We start from the raw sequence: 16,534 nt of genomic DNA on the forward strand, positions 1-16,534 counted from the left end.
GGTATTGTCAATTGGCGTGGTGGTCATCACGCTGACGGTTGCCATCGGCTTGATTCGCTGGTTTGCGCCCCAACTTCTGGGTATCCCGGTGGACTTGCAGAGCGTTCGCGTTAGTAAAGAGGTGCCCCGTTCTTCGAAAATGTGTTTCGGAAGGAAGATATTGAAAGCAAGTCTTATCATTTGAAAGACCCTTACACCAACATTCGCGGAAGGCCGATGCTTGTCGATTTCTCTCTTGAAATTCTAGGACCTCATGATCTGCTCGGATTCCGAAATATGAATATTCCAAATGTTGCTGATGTCGTTACAATCGGTGACAGCCAAACATATGGAAATAATGTCGGTATTGCGGAAAATTGGCCAAGCCAGCTTGAGAGGCTGCTTAAAGTCAAACGATCCGTGGTGTACAGCATGGCATCGGGCGGCTGGGGCGCTGTCCAGTATCTTAATATGTATACTCATGCCACATTTTTCAGGCCACGCGTGATTGTCATCGCCTTTTATAGCGGTAACGACCCCGATGAATCGGTGACTCTCGCCTATTCTGTCGAGCATTGGGCCCCGCTCCGCCCGGATCCAAGCCTGGATTTATCTGACAAGCCGCGATATCCCGGTTTTCCAGTCCCCCTCACGGAGCAGTGGCGAGCACATTTCAAGGACGGTCAGACCATTACCTTCACGCCAAGTTTACGGTTAGTGTCCAACGACACCGCGCATGCCACCGTGCGTGCCGGTTATCAGATCATGGAGAAGGTTGCGCAGTTGATAGCAAGAAGTGCCAGCGAGGCCGGTATCCACATTGTCTTGACCATCATCCCAACGAAAGAATTGGTGTATGCGCAGCGAGTCCACCGTGAGGGAATAACCGCCAGCGCAGACTATAAGAAACTTGTTGAGCTTGAACGGGAAAATATCAACCGATTGGCCCAATCGTTCAAGCTGTTACCGAATGCGGTATACGTCGACTTGGTTGAACCCTTGCAAAAAGCCGCATTTTCCTATCCCGGATTATATCCCTCGCAAACGAATGGCCATCCTATGGAAAACGGGTACCGACTCATCGCCAGCGTGCTTGCTCCGGCGATCGGGAAATATGTGAAAGAACCTCCTTTGGGGTTGGTGCGAGTCGTGCCTGATGACAAGTCAGCCTATTACTTTCTCGTGGCCGATGGTGGATTATGGCGATTTGCGACAGATAAAATTGCGGCAAGTAATGGTTGGAAGCCCGCTAACGCCCGCACTGTTGATGCCCGCGATATCGCAGTATTTCCACAGTTTGGAATGATTGATATTGGTGATCCGAAACGATTTGGGCCGCAGAGAGTACGGCAACGATATGCCGCACAAAAATTGACGGTAACGAACAATGAATAATTACCACATGACCGGGTGCAGGAATGAATGAGGAAGTTCCGTCCCCGCCGTTAGTAAGCATCGGTATTCCGGTTTACAACGAGGATAGATTTCTCGAAGAATCGCTCCAGTCGTTGCTGTCCCAGGATTACCGAAATCTCGAAATCATCATCTCCGATAACGCCTCAACGGATAAGACCGAGGCAATTTGCCGTAAATACTGCAATCGTGACCATCGGATTCGGTATCACCGATTCGAAAGCAATCAGGGCGCGACGGCGAATTTCAGGAAGGTTGTTGAGCTGGCGCAGGGCCGATACTTCATGTGGGCTGCAGGACATGATCTGTGGTCGCCAAATTTAATATCGGAATGTGCAAGTATTCTTGAGAAAAATCCCGATGGCGTTATTGCGTTTGGCTCCTGCACATGGATTGACGCCGCAGGCAGGCAAATGGCCAGAGCTTCAGGATGGACAGACACGCGCGGAATGGATCCCATCGCGCGCTTCTTTTCGGTATTCTGGGGGAATATGCATCCAATTCTGGGTGTAATGCGAATCGACGCCTTGCGGCAGGCGCGCTTTCAGGCATGTATCGGTACAGATCTTCTGATGCTTTCAGAGCTTGCCCTGATGGGTCATTTTATTCATGCATCTTCGGCTTCATGGTCCAGGCGCGAGTTTCGAGATGACGAAAGTTATCGTGATCGCATGAAACGCTACCGCAGCTCTCAGTACAGACTGTCGCATTCGCTGATCGACCGGTTCTTCCCCGTGGTACGGTTGCCGCTCGAGCTTATCAAGGTGGCATTGCGCGCACGCGTTCCATGGTTCGAGAAGCTGGGGATTGTTGGAATATTGGTGCCGTCTCTTCCTGTTAAATATGTGATCGGTCGCCGTGGGCGTAGCGCCTGACCTCATCCGATTCATCGTTTCAGGTAACTGGAAAGCTGTTTGTGCAACTAAAATCAATTTTTGATTTCTGGCGGTCCCCCGAGTGGCGATCTGTTCTGCGCGCGACCAGGCTTGGGATCCTGCCAGTGGCGTTGGGTTTTCTCGTGTATCTCGCATGGAGTTTGCACGCGTCACTTGGCGAAGTGCTCAGTCAAACAAATGGTATTTACCTGGTTGCCTCTGTGTTTTTCTGGATTGGCGCTCATCTGGTCTCACCGTTTCTCAGTGCACTGAGCCTGAGTCGCCAGCATCAGGTTATCAGCTACGAAACAGCATTCAGGATTCATGCGCGCAACATCATCGCCCGATATATCCCCGGTGGCGTCTGGCATACCGTCGGCCGTGTTGCTGACTTTTCTGACCGAGGTTTATCTCCCCGGCGAATCGCCGGCTTCGTGTTTCTGGAAAACAGTCTTGCCGTGTCCATCACGCTTGCTCTGGGCGGCGCGAGCGTCTGGTATTTTTATGGGGATGGGTGGGGCATTATCGGCGCGATCGGTTTTTTTGCCGGGTTGATCGGCTTGGTGATGTCGCGTTTCATTGTCAATCGATGGGTGGTGTCGGGCAGTGAAAAAATCTCATTTGCAATTTATACCGGATGTATCGTGGCCGTTGGATTCTTTTGGGCATTCGCCGTAGCGGCCTTCTTGTTGTATTTGCATGCCTTTCCCGGTTGGGCATTATCGGTTTCATGGTTGCAGATCGGCGGAGCCTATCTGTTGGCGTGGGGTTTGGGCTTTTTGGCGGTGTTTGCTCCGCAGGGGGTTGGTGTTTTTGAGGCGGTGCTTGCGAACCTGATTTCCGATTCGCTGCCCCTGGCGACGACAGCGGTGCTGATCAGCGGTTTCCGGCTTATCATGTTGTGTGCCGATACGGCAGTCTGGTTTGCCTCTCGGCCGATTTTCTCGCGCCGACGCTAGACCGATAATATCTGCCTGAAATATTTGACCACGTATTGCACGTCTTCCGGCGTTAAATTCAGCGCCGAGGGTAAATTGACGGCATAGGGGCTGATTTCGTAGCTCACCCGATTGCGTTCCCGGGCTTCGCGAATGCCTGGCACAGCGGCATACGCAGGCAGGGAACTCAGGGGGTGGAAAAACGGCCGGCAATGAATGCCGTGCGGCATCATCTTTTCCATGAGTTGTTGCTTGTCCAGACCGTATTCGGGGTCGATAACTACCGTTGTCATCCAGTAGCTGTTGGTGAAATCCGGTCCTTCGTAATTCAGGGTAATCCCCTTCAGTCCGCGCAATTCTTCCTCATACCATTTGAAGATTTCACGTTTTCGAGCCACGAGTTGCCCGAGGCGCTCTAGTTGCGCGATGCCCAGCGCCGCCTGCATGCTGCTCATCTTGTATTTCTGGGCGATCTGCGTGTTGTAGAACATGCGGTCGCCCGGTGGACGGCCATGGTCACGCTGGAACAGCACTTTTTCCGCGATTTGTCCGTTGTTGGTGATCAGCATGCCACCTTCACCGGTGGTCAGGGTTTTGGAACCGTGAAAACTGAAAACCCCGATGTCCCCGAGCGCGCCCGCGGGCTTGTTCTTGTACCGTGAGCCGATCGCTTCGGCGGCGTCTTCGATGATGGCAATTCCATGCTTGTCGGCGATGGTGCGGATGGCGTCGTAGTCCGGCATGCTGCCGTACAGGTCCACCGGAATGACCGCCTTTGTGCGGTGGGTGATGGCGGCGTTCAGAGACGCGGCGGACAGGCACCACGAGTCGCGTTCGATGTCCGCGAAGACAGGAGTCGCGCCGACGTAGGTTATCGGGGCGGCGCTGGCAATCCAGGTGATGTCCGGCACGATCACTTCGTCGCCGGGGCCAATGCCCAGCGCGAGCAGGGCCAGGTGGATGGCGGAGGTGCACGATGGCAACGCCACGGCGTGGCGTACGTCATGATAGCGGGCAAAATCCCGCTCGAAACGCGCGTGATAGACGTTGGCGTTTTCATACCATGCTGTCGTCACAGCTTCCGTGACGTAATCGATTTCTTTCTGCGTTATCCAGGGGCCAGAGACGGGTATGTGTTTCACGACCGGTTCAGTCCTTGATGCACTTGAGATAACCGTCTGGGGCAACTGAAAGCAATAATTTATTTTGTATCTCTTTGTCGATAATAAAACGGTCGCTCAGCTTTAAAAATTCATGTACCGCCGTTTTGGGGTTGTCATTCCTGTCCCACGGCCTGTCGGGGAAGAGGGATTTGGGGAGGTCTTCGATTACCGTATCGAGAACAATCAGATAATTACCGGAAGCGACAAGAGGGGAATATAGCTTGAGCTCTTGCAGCACATGTTCGTGTGTATGGTTTGAGTCCAGCAATACCATGATGCGTTTTCGTCCCTGCGCCAGCTGGCGAACCTGACTGACAACGGATGTATCAATGGACGACCCTTCAATCAACGTGACGCGTTTGGAAAGAGGGTGCTTTTCGAGTTCGTTTCGGTTGTGTTTTCGTATATCGATGTCTATGCCAACCACGATACCATTACCACCCAGGAGCTCCAGCATTGAGGCATGGAAGATGATGGAGCCACCGTGGGCTACGCCTGTTTCGACGATCAGGTCGGGTTTGGTATTCCAGATAATCTCCTGTATGGCAATGATATCCTCCGGATACTGGATTATCGGACGACCGAGCCAGGAAAAATGATATGAGTAACGGTGTTTGCAACTCTCGACGAATAGCGTTCGCGAGAGTGATTGCAGGTTAGTGTCCTGGCCCATTTTTTCAATTTCTTCTTTTTCGCCTTCAATCATTGTGTTGCTCCGAATTGACCCGCACTACCTTCGCGGGATTTCCATAGGCGACAACCCCGTCGGGAATGTCGCGCGTTACGGTAGAACCGGCGCCAATTATGCAGTGATTGCCGATTCGGACTCGTGGTAAGACCACTGTTCCGGCGCCGATGAAGGAAAAGTTGCCGATGTGTACACAGCCTGCAATTGTAGCCCCCGGGGCGAGATGTACTCCATCACCCAGTCGGCATTCATGATCTACGCTGGCTGATGTGTTGACGATACAGGCATCGCCCATCTGCACGTCAACGCCAATAACTGATCCGGCCAGAATCTGGGAGCCCGGACCGCAAGTCGCGGTATCAGCGACGTAGGACGCAGGATGTGCCGCTATCGCGGGTATTAGCCCCTGGGATTGCAGGTATCGTTGAATTTCCAGTCGGGTGTACCCATGCCATCCACCGATGGCCACCAGACATCTTACTTTGTCCGGGCGACTTTGCTGTTGCTTCCAGCGCTGGAATCCGTCCGTACCGTGGTAAAGCGGAACATTTGGGATTGGAGACACTGCATTCGTATCATTATCGAACGCCGCAATGATCTCGTATCCCAGTTTTCCGAGGAATTCGTGAAGCACCTTGGCATGACCACTGGCACCCCATATTACAATTCTTTTTTTGAAAAGATTCGTCAGAGCCATGGATAGGCGAGATCCTTCGCAGAAATGATACGTTGCGACGCTGGTGGCCAGGTGATCCCCAGTGCTGGATCGTCCCATCGGATGCCGTGTGAATGATCGGGATGATAGGGCTCGGACATTTGATAGAGAACCTCGGAATTGTCATGCAGTGTTTGGAAACCGTGGGCAAAGCCCTCTGGGATATAAACCGCTTTATGGTTTTCCTGGGTTAGTTCCACAGACATCCATTGGCGGTGCGTAGGAGATTCAGGGCGCAAATCGATAACCACATCATAGATTGCGCCTCGGCTGCATCGCACCAGTTTTACCTCCTCGAAAGGTTCTGTCTGGTAATGCAGGCCTCGCAGAGTACCCTGTTTTTTGTTAAAGGAAATATCGCATTGAGCGAAATCAGGGTTAAGGCCATGTGCGATGAATTCTTCCCGGCAAAATGTCCGCGCAAAGAAACCTCGTTCGTCCACATGGGGTTCCAGTTCAATAATGTAGGCTCCACGGAGCCTGGTTTCCACGAAGATCATTCAGAGCACCCTTGATTCGGGAATCGGGACGACGAATTTACCTCCCCAATTACGTATGCGTGACATTTGTTGCATGATTTCCTCGCGGAGATTCCACGGCAGGATCAACAAGTAATCAGGTTTTATTTCATCAATCCTTTCCGGGGAGTAAATCGGTATATGCGTGCCTGGCAAGAAACGACCTTGTTTGTGCGGGCTCCTGTCTACAGTGAAATCCAGAAAGTCGGTTCTGATGCCACAGTAGTTTAACAGGGTGTTGCCTTTTGCCGGGGCACCATAGCCCACCACACGTTTGCCTTGCTGTTTGGCGGAAATTAGGAAACTCAGCAATTTGCGTTTGACATCACATACTCTTTCACCAAAGGCCAGGTAAGGACTCAACTGGTCATACGATCTCGCAATTTCCCACGCTTTCATTTTCTCGACGCGATCAGATATTTCTTTTGTCTGATCCTCGGCGTGTTTGGCGTACAGACGCAGGGAGCCGCCGTGGGTATCAAGTTCCTCAACATCGAAAACTGTTAACTGGTGGTGTTGTAGGACTTGCCGGGCGGTCAGAAAGGAAAAGTACGAGAAATGTTCATGGTAAATCGTATCGAATTGATTCTGTTCGATGAGTCGGGCCAGGTGCGGGACCTCAATCGTGATTGTGCCACGCGGAGCCAGAAGCTGTTTCATACCACATACGAAATCATTCAGATCGGGCACGTGTGCCAGAACATTATTTGCTATCAGCAGGTTGGCGCGGATGGATTGGCCGACAAGTTCCGTTGCCAGTTTTGTTCCGAAAAACCGGTTGAGTGTGCGTATGCCTTTGTGTTCCGCGGTTTTTGCGACGTTGGTTGCTGGCTCGATGCCCAGCACCGGGATGTCTTTTTTCTGGAAGAAATTCAGCAGATACCCGTCGTTACTGGCAATCTCGATTACCTGCGACGAAGCATCCAGGTGCAATCGTTGTTCGATCTGATTGGCATATTGGCGTGCGTGTTCCAGCCAGCTATCAGAGTAGGAAGAAAAATAGGCATAGTCTTCGAAGATGCGTTCCGGCGTCTCGAATTCATCCAACTGGACTAGAAAACACCTGTCGCACACATAGGCATGGAGGGGATAGAGCGGTTCCATCTGGTTCAGTTGTTCCGCGGTCAGGTAACGATTAGATAGTGGACTCATGCCGAGATCCACGAACGTGCGGGTCAACGGGTGAGCACAGAACCTGCATTTACTGGTCACAGTGAGAATCCATGTTTTGGCAGCGGTCGATCTGTTTTTCAGTCACTAGCCGCATGTCGGAACCGGAGTCATAGGATTTGAACCATTCCACTGTCCACGTCAGCGCCGTTAGCAGATCCAGTCTTGGGGCCCAACCCAACCTCGACTTGGCCTTGGAGCAGTCCAGGCGCAAAGAAGTGGCTTCTTTGGGGTGGCTGTTCGAGTCCGTTTCCCACCGTGCTTCTCCTCCCCAGAGGCGCACCAGCTCATCCGCAATCCACGATACGGCGCGCGTATCTTTCTCGTCCGGCCCGAAGTTCCATGCCTCGGAATACCCGGTAGTATCCTGCCACATGCATTCTGCCAGGCGAAGGTAGCCGCCAAGCGGTTCCAGCACATGCTGCCATGGGCGGGTAGCTTCAGGGTTGCGGATAACAGCAGTGCGATGGGCAATAAAGGCCTGCATGATATCGGGAATGAGTCGATAGGGTGACCAGTCACCCCCGCCGATTACGTTGCCCGCGCGCGCTGTTGCTGTAGCTACCGGTTTATTCCCATGGCCAGCATCACTATAAAAGGAGTGACGGTAGGCGGAGGTAACGAGTTCCGCGCAGCCCTTGCTGCTCGAGTAAGGATCGAAACCACCCATTGGATCGGATTCACTGAAACCACGGTTCCCGCCGTGATTCTCATAGCACTTGTCGCTGGTGACGTTAATAACTACCCGCACAGACCCGCAGTGGCGCGTGGCCTCAAGCAGGTTCACTGTTCCCATGATGTTGGTTGCGTAGGTCGTCAAAGGGTCGGCGTACGACGGCAATACCAACGATTGCGCCGCCAGGTGTATAACGATATCGGGCTGACATGTCGAAATCGATTTGCCCAGCCGGTCTGCGTCGCGAACGTCCGCCTCAATGCTGCGCATGTGTTTGCCTGCCCAGGCAAGCTCGTACAGGCTCGGATTCGTAGGCGGTGGCAGAGAGTAACCGGTTAGCTCTGCCCCAAGCTTCTGTAGCCACAAGGACAGCCAGCTTCCCTTGAAGCCGGTATGGCCGGTGAGAAAGACTTTCTTGTTTTTCCAAAAGGCAGGGGAAATTACCATGTTTTCCAGGGCGCTTTACCGCTGTTCCAGGTTTCCCGCAGCAAGCGCAATTCATGCAACGTATCGACACATTGCCAGTAGTCTTCATGGCGGTAAGCAAAGAGTTCCCCATTGCGCGCGAGGCGCTGACAGGGATCCCGCTCCCATGACGTGGTATCACCGTCAATGTAATCGATAGCTCCCGGTTCAAGCACGAAGTATCCACCATTGATCCAGTCAACGGGATTACGAGGTTTTTCGTTGAATGAGGAAACTTTGTCTTCCTCAATCTGTATCAGGCCAAAGCGAGAGGGGGGTTTCACGGCGGTAACGGTCGCCAGCTTTCCATGCGAACGATGAAGCTCGAGCAGCCGCCGCAAGTCGACATTGGCCAGGCCATCACCATAAGTGAAAAAGAATGTGTCATCGAGCATGTCACGCAGCCGCTTGAGGCGGCCTCCTGTCATGGTGTCGTGTCCGGTATCGACAAGATCGATCTTCCAGTTTTCGTCGGTATGTCCGGCCGTTGAGATGGTGGCGGTAGATAGATCGATCTGCAAGTTTGTTTCGATTTGCGGGTATTGCAGAAAGTAGCGCTTGATGGCCTGGCCCTTGTAACCCAAAGCGACAATAAACTCATTGAATCCCTGACTGGAAAATATCTTCATTAGATGCCAGATTAAAGGCCGACCGCCGATTTCGATCATCGGCTTTGGCAGAACTTCGGTTTCTTCGGAGAGGCGGGTTCCGTAGCCGCCGGCGAGTATTACAACTTTCATGGGAATATTCTCGTTATGGTTAAGTGGACCGGTGCCGGCAACGGTCTGGTGATACGTGCTCACGAACCATCTATTTCTTTCCTGTGCCACGATAAAGTAGCATTGTGATCTGCTCAGATACCAATCCGATCAGAAAGATCAGCAGTGAGGTGGTGAACAACAATCCGCTCATGTTGGTAAACCGCCCGAAAGACAAAAAAGTATAGGCATAGTAACCGAGCCCGAGCATGAAAAACCCGAGACTGATCGGCAAAAAAAGTTTCAAGGGAGAATACAAAGTGCCGATCTTGAAGATAATTGTCAGAAAACGCAGCCCATCCAGTACAATCCTGATATGGCTCTTGCCGTGTCGCGGCGATGCGTGGATGGGGACATAGGACACCCTGTATCCGGCGCGAAAGAACGACATCGTGATCGTGGTCGGGTAAGAAAATCCGTTTGGCAGTAAATACAGAAAATCACGAAATATTTCGGCATCCACTGCACGGAATCCGGAAGTCAAATCATCGATCTTTCTGCCCACCATCCAGCTTGCAAGCAGATTATAAATCGTATTGGCGATTGAGCGCCCGATGGTTGCTTGTGACTGTCTGCTCCTGGCGCCAACCGCCATGTCATATCCTTTCTCCAACTGAGCCGTCAGCGTTTGGATATCTTCTGGATGATGTTGTCCATCGGCATCCATGAAGACAAGAATTTTTCCCTTGGCGATACGCGCGCCGGATTTAATGGCCGCGCCATTACCGACACTGTATGGATGTGACAGCAGCACGACATCATGCGCCCGACAGATACTTTCCGTATCGTCCGACGAACCATCGTTGACCACGATAATTTCAGCACGTGGCAGAATCTGACGCAGCCGAGGTAGGATCGCGTTCAGCGCAACCCCCTCATTTTTGGCCGGAATGATAATCGAAAGCGAAGAGTGATTTTTCTGGTCTTCCATGGAATTGGAAACTGTCACGTTAACCGGTTATTTTCGTCGTGGATTGTATTTGGTTTAATCTACCCCACTTTTTATTATAGATCATGGTGATGTATCGGTTAGCGTGATTGTTCCACGGCCTGTGCATGCATTTTGGCAAGTGCGTCCAAGGTGCCCCGGTTTTCTGCTGAAAACCTCGGGAATTGGACGACGTCTGCCTGCAGTGTGCCCAGCATTAATTTTGCCTGGCCCAGGCGTCCCGTCCGGATGAGATATTCTGTTATTGCCAGTCGATAGGCCAGGATATCAGGATCCAGCTCGGCAGCTTTTTCCATGTAACGCAGCGCCTGGTCATAGTCACTCTGGTGTGCGCTCAGCATGGCGGCATTGCGGAGCATGATCGCGCGGTAACCATTCGATGAACGGAGATTATTTGTGGCAGTGGTTACCCAATCCTGAGCGTCAGATAGCATGCGACCGCAGACTTGTCGCGTGTTGATCACGCATCGGCGCAGATTCTCCACTGCAACCACTGTGTGGACGGTAATGGGTTCGGTTTTAAGCAACCTCATGATGATTTCCGCTGAAGTCGTTTCATGGGACAGGTGCACGGTCCGGTTTTCTGTTTTTACTCCGATCTCCTCAGGCAAGCCCTTGATCTTGACATTATTCGGTGCACTCGAAGCCTCCCTCCGCGGTTTGGTCAGCAATGTGTTGATTTCGGTTTCTGCCGTTGCCAGCAGCATCCGCAAATAGATGCGGGAGCCGGGTTCTTGCGGGGCGCTGGCAACGGTTCTGAGCGCGTAGACAATCGCGCGATTGATGTCATTGGCTTCCAGCAGATTTACTTTTGAGGCGAAGTCATTGGCCCGGGGAGACTTCGGGTGATAGCGTGCGTTGGTTTCAGCGATTGTGTAGATGTCGCTCCATGTCGCGGCACGGTTCCAGGTCGTGAGGGCCAGCACGAGAACCAGTCCCAGAGGAAGCAATAAGCGGATAGCCGTCGCCGATTTCAATTGCTGGAACAGAGACAGAAAAGCGGATGAAACAAGAAAAAAGAATCCCAGGCTTGGCAGGTAGTTGCGATGTTCGTAGGCAAGTTCAAGTCCAAACACGCTGGATTCGAGCGCATGTCCGGCGAGGAACCATAAAATAGCGAAACTTATGACAGGCCCTCGCCTGGTTTTTATCAAAGCGAACAACACAAGCGCTCCCAGGCCAGCGGCCGCGAGCAGCGTCGTGGGCGGAGCGAACAGACTCGTACTGAGGGCGATATCGTCATGAAACAGGCCAAGCCGAGCGGGCGTGGGAAAAATGAGCAGGCCCAGATAAAACCACAGCACTCGCGTCTCTGTCAGCAGGCGCTCATAAGGTGTGAAGTGGCGTAAAGCGTAAGAACCTGTGATGAACTCCGGATGGCCGATTAAATAAATCGTAAAGATGGCGACCGGTATCAGCACCATGAACAGATAGAAGGCGTAAAGACGCCTGCGCATTTGATTATTCAGGTTGTCGCGCCGATAAAATGCATATTCGATGGACAGCGCGAACAAAGGCAGCAGGGCCGCGTTTTCCTTCGAGATCAGGCCGAGGAACAGGCCCAGAATGATCCCAATTGTCATCACGGTAATGCCCCGCCGCTGATTCTCATCCACCAGCCGGCGTCCCTGCATGAAGATCAACAGGCCAATCAGGACGCCTAGCGCTGACAGGCTGTTCATTCGCTGTACCACGTAGAGTACATTCGTCAACTGAACGGGGTGCAGCGCCCAGAGTGCTGACGTGAGCGCCGCGACGGGCAGAGCGTAGCCGCCGCTGGGCGTGCCGCGCAGCGCCGGGCTTTGCAACAATTTAAGGGCGAGAAAATAAACCAGCACGGTGTTGACGATGTGGATCAGTAAGTTGGTGAGCTTGAATGGCAAGGTATTCTCAAAGCCACCGGAAAAATAATGGTTAAGCGCGAAACTCAATGAGGCGAGGGGGCGGCCCAATGGACCGCTATCGTTGGCGCGCAGAGCGTTATGGAGGTTGGCCGGGCTGAGATCCTTCAGGGCAATGGCGTCATTCAGAAATATGTTCTCGCCGTCATCGAGCACATAGGGCCCGTTCAGCCCCGGCAGGTAGGCCAGGAAAAGCAGCGCTGAAATGGCCAGAAGGATGTAGAAGTGTGTGAGCCTGGTATTCATGTGCCGTCCATGATTGGAAGCCTGATACCGGTGTATCGTGATGAAGGATCGTAATACATATTTTGCCGCGTTATTTCACCAGCTTGTTTTGCTGTTTCTCGAGCATCAACTGGAGAACATCGATTTTTTCCGGTAAATCTCCCCGTTGCTTTCTGACCGAATTTTTGACCGATGAAATGATGGCTTGTGCTTCATCGGGACGTCCGGAAAGAATATGGGTGTTTGCCTCCATCAGCGCAAAATTCATGTCCGCCGGGTAATGCAGTCTGCCAGATCTGGCCGCCTCAAGGGCGGTGGCATAATCTTTTTGCCAAATGCCAATGTCGAACAGGTAGATGATGACGGCATTACGTAATTTATCGCTGACATGCCGATTCCCGATGACGGCCCGATACCAGCTGACGGCATGGGGGTAGAGTCTGGCGCATGATTGGGTTTCGTTGGGAATGCATATTGCCATCGTCCTGAGATCCACTGTGGTAGACGGCGTAAGCGGTCGCTGCGCCAGCTGATAACCAACTGTTTCCGTTTGTGCCGTACTCAGGGCAGTGGCCGGATTTTCCGCCATCGCTTGCGTTGTGACCAGCGCCATTCGGATGAGATAGCTTGTTTCCCAAGGCGCCAGCGTTGTAGCAATTTGGTAATGAGAAAGTGATTTTTCGACGTCGCCGTTCCTTTTGGCATAGAGCTCCGCGAGCATGCCGTGGGAGCGCGCGGAGTGGGGGTGGTGCGTAACCATGGACTGGATAAGTTCCGCTTCCGAACGCCATGCCTGTGAACGCAGATGCGTCACGGTTCCAAACGCTATAGCCAATACCAGCACCATGGCCACCGCCGCATGCCGCCGGGCCCGTTGATTGAAAACCAATGTGATGGCATGAACGCTTCCCAGCAAGGGACCGAGCGATGGCAGGTAGTTGCGGTGCTCATGTGCCAACTCCAACCCGATTACGCCGGATTCCATGCTATGGCCGACAAGAAACCATAGCACGGCAAAACTGAACATTGGATATCGTGTCCGAGTTCGGCTCATTAGCGCCAGGACCAGGACCGCGATCAGCCCGAACAGCGCCGGAAGCGTTGTCCACGGAGTAATCAAGCCGGTACTGATAGCAATGTCATCGTGAAACAGACCGAATTTCCCGATATCAGGAAGGAACAACAAACCGGTGTAAAGCCAGAGTATGCGTGTTTCGGTCAGCAGCCTTTGCCAAAGCGTAAATTCGCGCGCTGAATAAGTGGTGGCGATAAGGTCAGGCTGTATAGCGAGCCATGCCATGCCGGCGATGATGAGCACGAATATCGATAGGCCATAAAACCATGCCAGTTTCTGGCGGTTGGTGGACTCAAGCTGATGACGATTAAAAAAGCTTAACTCGATGACCAGGGCAAACAAAGGCAACAGAGTGGCGTTTTCCTTGCAGGCCAGGCCCAGCACAAGACCCGTTGTAAGACCCGTGGTCATGAGCGTATAGGCGTGCGGTCGATTGGTATTCACGCGCAATCTGCCGTACAGGTAGACGATCAGTCCTGTCAGTACAAACAGTGACGACAGGCTTGTCATGCGTTGCACGACGTAAAGCACGGAAGTCAGGTGTATCGGGTGCAATATCCAGATCGCGGAAACCAGCCCGGGCAGCCAGGCATGGTAGCGTTTGGCCTGAGGGCCGTGGGTTCTTTGCCGTGTCGACAACAGGAGCGATACCAGCCAGTAGACCAGGCCCGCGTTGATCAGGTGGATAACCAGGTTGGTGAGCTTGAAAGGCAATGTGTCAGAGAGCCCACCGGCAAAGTAATAATTCAGGGAAAAAGTCGCCATCGCCAGCGGGCGCTTGAGTGCGCCGCTGTCACTGGAGAGGGCGGCATCAAGCAGGGCCCCCGTCTCGAATTGTGTCAATGCCAGACGCGGGTTATTGACGATGTTTACGGTGTCATCAAATACAAATGGACCGTGCAGGCCGGGGTAGTAGGCAATTAAAGCGGCCAAAAAGATTATAAATAGAATGCATGCGGCACGAAATACAGATCGTTGCGGGGATCCATTCATCGCTTGCTGTCAGCGGCATTCTTTGTCTTGGCTTGAGCCAGCATCTCTTCAAGTTTTTTTATCGTCTCGTCTTGAGGATGAGGATGATTGCTGTTTGTCTGTTGCAACAAGGCCAGTACTTTTTCCGCAGCCCCTGTTTTTCCCAGTCGAATATAGATAGCGCAGAGTTCTATCAGGGGATGAAGATACTTGGCGTCGTTCTGGTACGAGGCAATGTAGGCATCGATGGACTGTTGCATATTTCCCTGTCCATAGGCGGCCCTGCCTAATAGATAATAGTAAAACGACGCTTCTACCGGGGCGTGTTTTTTTTCAATCAGTGCCTTCATCCAGATTGCCATGTCTCCCTGCAAGCTGCGGCAGGAGGCAAAAATACACTCATTGATGCTGTTCAATGTGAGTCCGGCGGTGGGCGAAACAGGGTAGGCTGCCAGGCGCCGAAGCGTTTCCTTGCGTTCTTCCGGAGTGATCGACTCGCTGCGCTTTGCGGCTATCCAGTGCATGCTCAACAGAAACGCGGCCTCGTGCGTATCGAGTTCGCTGGCCCGTCTCAGTAGATCGACCGCCCCTTTGTAATCGCCCTGCGTATTCAGCAGGGTCGACAACCCCGCCTGGGCGCCGGCAGAGTCGGGATGATGAATCGCCTCGTAGCGGTAGAGACTGTTGATATCACCCCACTGTGTAGCGCGGGCATAAGATGTGCCCGCGAAGACCAGGGCCATTACGGGAATGAGGCTCCAGAGTTTGAGGTGTCCGAGCCGCATGCTTCCGCGATCGAGCAGATGCACGAGAATGAACAGGATGCCCAGGACGGCAAGATAATTGCGGTGTTCATGCGCGATTTCGAGGGGGAAAATCGTAGATTCAAGCAGGTGCGCGGAGAGAAACCAAAATACGCCGAGGCTCAGTAACGGTTGGTGCCGGCGCGCATATATCGCGTAACCGAACATGCCGACGAGCGCCAATAAGGATGGGAGCGTGGTCCAGGGCGACAATAAGGATCTTGAGATAGCGATGTCGTCATGCAGCAGACCGAACTCGTCGATGCGGGGCGTCAGAATCAGGGAAACATAGAATAAAAGCACACGCGGTTCTGTCATCAGCCTTTCAATCATGCTGAATTGCCGGATAGAATAGCCAGGCCAGGCCATGTGCAAGGCGATCGTCAATATCAGGCCAGTGATCGCGGCGGCACTTAAGATTAATAGATTTCTTCCAAACCTGGGAATCCGGTTCCACGACTGCCAGGGGCGCTCATTCGGAAATAGCACAGACTCGATAGCCAACACGAATATCGGCAGCAGAATGGCATTCTCCTTGCTGAGCATGCCCAGTATGCCGCCGCCGAGCAGCGCAAGAATAATCAGCCAGATTCCCTGACGGTGGCCTTCAACGACCCACAGCCGGCCTTGCAGGTAACCGATCAGACCCAGCAGCACAAAGAAGCCGGACAGCAAGGTCATGCGTTGCACGATATAGAGCACGCTGGTCAGCTGGATGGGGTGAATTACCCAGAGCAGCGCTACGGCACCGGCCAGCAGCAGCGTGTAGCGTCCGCCGATGACGCTGGTCTGACCAGCGCGATCGTTGAGGTGGCCAAGGCGGGCGAGCACGAGTCGTGTGAGCCAGAACACCAGGAGGCCATTCAAGGCATGGATGAACATGTTAACCAGCTTGAACGGCGCTGTTTTCTCAAAGCCGCCCGCGAAGTAATGGTTCAACGCGAAACTGAGCATCGCCACCGGGCGTTTCAGCGGTCCGGCGGCTAGTGAGTAGGAGGCATTTTTGAGTTCGTCGGCGCCCAGCGATTTGACCTGCACAAAGCTGTTGTTCAGCAGGTTGCTGTAATCATCGAACACATAAGGGCCGGATATCCCCGGCAAGAACACCAGGGCGGAAAGGGCGATCAGCGCGGAGAAGAATAACAGCTGGATTTTGGGTGAATTCAGCAACATCCTGTAGACCGGTAGGAGGATCCCTACCACAACGATAGTCCGCGAAGAGAATGCGGTAAAGCAAAAAACAAGGGCGGC

At 53.0% G+C, this 16,534-nt stretch carries 15 protein-coding genes; 4 read left to right on the forward strand and 11 right to left on the reverse strand.

The genetic code is table 11. The features are described 5' to 3' along the window. The 4 genes from NUV55_RS06190 to NUV55_RS06205 form a co-directional block, all read left to right on the forward strand. Positions 1–184, forward strand: a 184-nt coding sequence (locus NUV55_RS06190; RefSeq protein WP_296671303.1) for a hypothetical protein, incomplete at its 5' end; no start/stop codon positions are given. Positions 185–216: 32 nt separating this feature from the next. Then, on the forward strand, positions 217–1,374 hold the full coding sequence (locus NUV55_RS06195; protein WP_296671305.1) for a hypothetical protein: 1,158 nt from the start codon (positions 217–219) through the stop codon (positions 1,372–1,374). A gap of 23 nt (positions 1,375–1,397) precedes the next feature. Beyond that, positions 1,398–2,267, forward strand: a complete 870-nt coding sequence (locus tag NUV55_RS06200; RefSeq protein WP_296671306.1) for a glycosyltransferase family 2 protein — start codon at positions 1,398–1,400, stop codon at positions 2,265–2,267. Positions 2,268–2,392: 125 nt separating this feature from the next. Continuing rightward, a complete protein-coding gene (locus NUV55_RS06205; protein ID WP_296671308.1) occupies positions 2,393–3,226 on the forward strand; it encodes a hypothetical protein in 834 nt (277 codons plus the stop codon). Here NUV55_RS06205 and NUV55_RS06210 read toward each other — a convergent pair. The 11 genes from NUV55_RS06210 to NUV55_RS06260 all read right to left on the reverse strand — a co-directional run bounded on the left by NUV55_RS06210 (position 3,223) and on the right by NUV55_RS06260 (position 16,456). Further along, entirely contained in the window at positions 3,223–4,347 is a 1,125-nt protein-coding gene (locus tag NUV55_RS06210) for a DegT/DnrJ/EryC1/StrS aminotransferase family protein (RefSeq protein WP_296671310.1), read from the reverse strand. The two genes, NUV55_RS06205 and NUV55_RS06210, sit on opposite strands and share 4 nt — an antisense overlap. 7 nt (positions 4,348–4,354) lie before the next feature. Then, entirely contained in the window at positions 4,355–5,074 is a 720-nt protein-coding gene (locus tag NUV55_RS06215; protein WP_296671311.1) for a cephalosporin hydroxylase family protein, read from the reverse strand. Further along, the gene (locus NUV55_RS06220) at positions 5,067–5,753 is read right to left on the reverse strand and encodes an acetyltransferase (protein ID WP_296671313.1); all 687 of its coding nucleotides are present in this window, start codon (positions 5,751–5,753) and stop codon (positions 5,067–5,069) included. The genes NUV55_RS06215 and NUV55_RS06220 overlap by 8 nt, the downstream gene beginning before the upstream one ends. Further along, positions 5,744–6,271: a dTDP-4-dehydrorhamnose 3,5-epimerase gene (rfbC, locus tag NUV55_RS06225; RefSeq protein WP_296671314.1), complete on the reverse strand. Its 528-nt coding sequence runs from the start codon at positions 6,269–6,271 to the stop codon at positions 5,744–5,746. The genes NUV55_RS06220 and rfbC overlap by 10 nt, the downstream gene beginning before the upstream one ends. After that, the gene (locus tag NUV55_RS06230) at positions 6,272–7,501 is read right to left on the reverse strand and encodes a class I SAM-dependent methyltransferase (RefSeq protein WP_296671316.1); all 1,230 of its coding nucleotides are present in this window, start codon (positions 7,499–7,501) and stop codon (positions 6,272–6,274) included. Beyond that, on the reverse strand, positions 7,491–8,582 hold the full coding sequence (gene rfbG, locus NUV55_RS06235; RefSeq protein WP_296671317.1) for a CDP-glucose 4,6-dehydratase: 1,092 nt from the start codon (positions 8,580–8,582) through the stop codon (positions 7,491–7,493). The genes NUV55_RS06230 and rfbG overlap by 11 nt, the downstream gene beginning before the upstream one ends. After that, entirely contained in the window at positions 8,576–9,340 is a 765-nt protein-coding gene (rfbF, locus tag NUV55_RS06240; RefSeq protein WP_296671319.1) for a glucose-1-phosphate cytidylyltransferase, read from the reverse strand. The genes rfbG and rfbF overlap by 7 nt, the downstream gene beginning before the upstream one ends. Before the next feature lie 70 nt (positions 9,341–9,410). Next, positions 9,411–10,289: a glycosyltransferase family 2 protein gene (locus NUV55_RS06245; RefSeq protein ID WP_296671320.1), complete on the reverse strand. Its 879-nt coding sequence runs from the start codon at positions 10,287–10,289 to the stop codon at positions 9,411–9,413. 98 nt (positions 10,290–10,387) lie between these two features. Further along, entirely contained in the window at positions 10,388–12,364 is a 1,977-nt protein-coding gene (locus NUV55_RS06250; protein WP_296671321.1) for a tetratricopeptide repeat protein, read from the reverse strand. A gap of 160 nt (positions 12,365–12,524) precedes the next feature. After that, the gene (locus NUV55_RS06255; protein WP_296671323.1) at positions 12,525–14,441 is read right to left on the reverse strand and encodes a hypothetical protein; all 1,917 of its coding nucleotides are present in this window, start codon (positions 14,439–14,441) and stop codon (positions 12,525–12,527) included. Positions 14,442–14,497: 56 nt separating this feature from the next. Next, entirely contained in the window at positions 14,498–16,456 is a 1,959-nt protein-coding gene (locus NUV55_RS06260; RefSeq protein ID WP_296671325.1) for a hypothetical protein, read from the reverse strand. Positions 16,457–16,534 lie beyond the last annotated feature (78 nt).

The organism is Sulfuricaulis sp., from assembly GCF_024653915.1.
Taxonomy (GTDB): Bacteria; Pseudomonadota; Gammaproteobacteria; order Acidiferrobacterales; family Sulfurifustaceae; genus Sulfuricaulis.

Bases quoted from the DNA above. Each gene is read 5' to 3' on its own strand.
- NUV55_RS06195 (WP_296671305.1), top strand. From the start codon at position 217: ATGCTTGTCGATTTCTCTCTTGAAATTCTAGGACCTCATGATCTGCTC.
- NUV55_RS06200 (WP_296671306.1), top strand. From the start codon at position 1,398: ATGAATGAGGAAGTTCCGTCCCCGCCGTTAGTAAGCATCGGTATTCCG.
- NUV55_RS06215 (WP_296671311.1), bottom strand. From the start codon at position 5,074: ATGATTGAAGGCGAAAAAGAAGAAATTGAAAAAATGGGCCAGGACACT.
- NUV55_RS06220 (WP_296671313.1), bottom strand. From the start codon at position 5,753: ATGGCTCTGACGAATCTTTTCAAAAAAAGAATTGTAATATGGGGTGCC.
- rfbC (WP_296671314.1), bottom strand. From the start codon at position 6,271: ATGATCTTCGTGGAAACCAGGCTCCGTGGAGCCTACATTATTGAACTG.
- rfbG (WP_296671317.1), bottom strand. From the start codon at position 8,582: ATGGTAATTTCCCCTGCCTTTTGGAAAAACAAGAAAGTCTTTCTCACC.
- rfbF (WP_296671319.1), bottom strand. From the start codon at position 9,340: ATGAAAGTTGTAATACTCGCCGGCGGCTACGGAACCCGCCTCTCCGAA.
- NUV55_RS06245 (WP_296671320.1), bottom strand. From the start codon at position 10,289: ATGGAAGACCAGAAAAATCACTCTTCGCTTTCGATTATCATTCCGGCC.
- NUV55_RS06260 (WP_296671325.1), bottom strand. From the start codon at position 16,456: ATGTTGCTGAATTCACCCAAAATCCAGCTGTTATTCTTCTCCGCGCTG.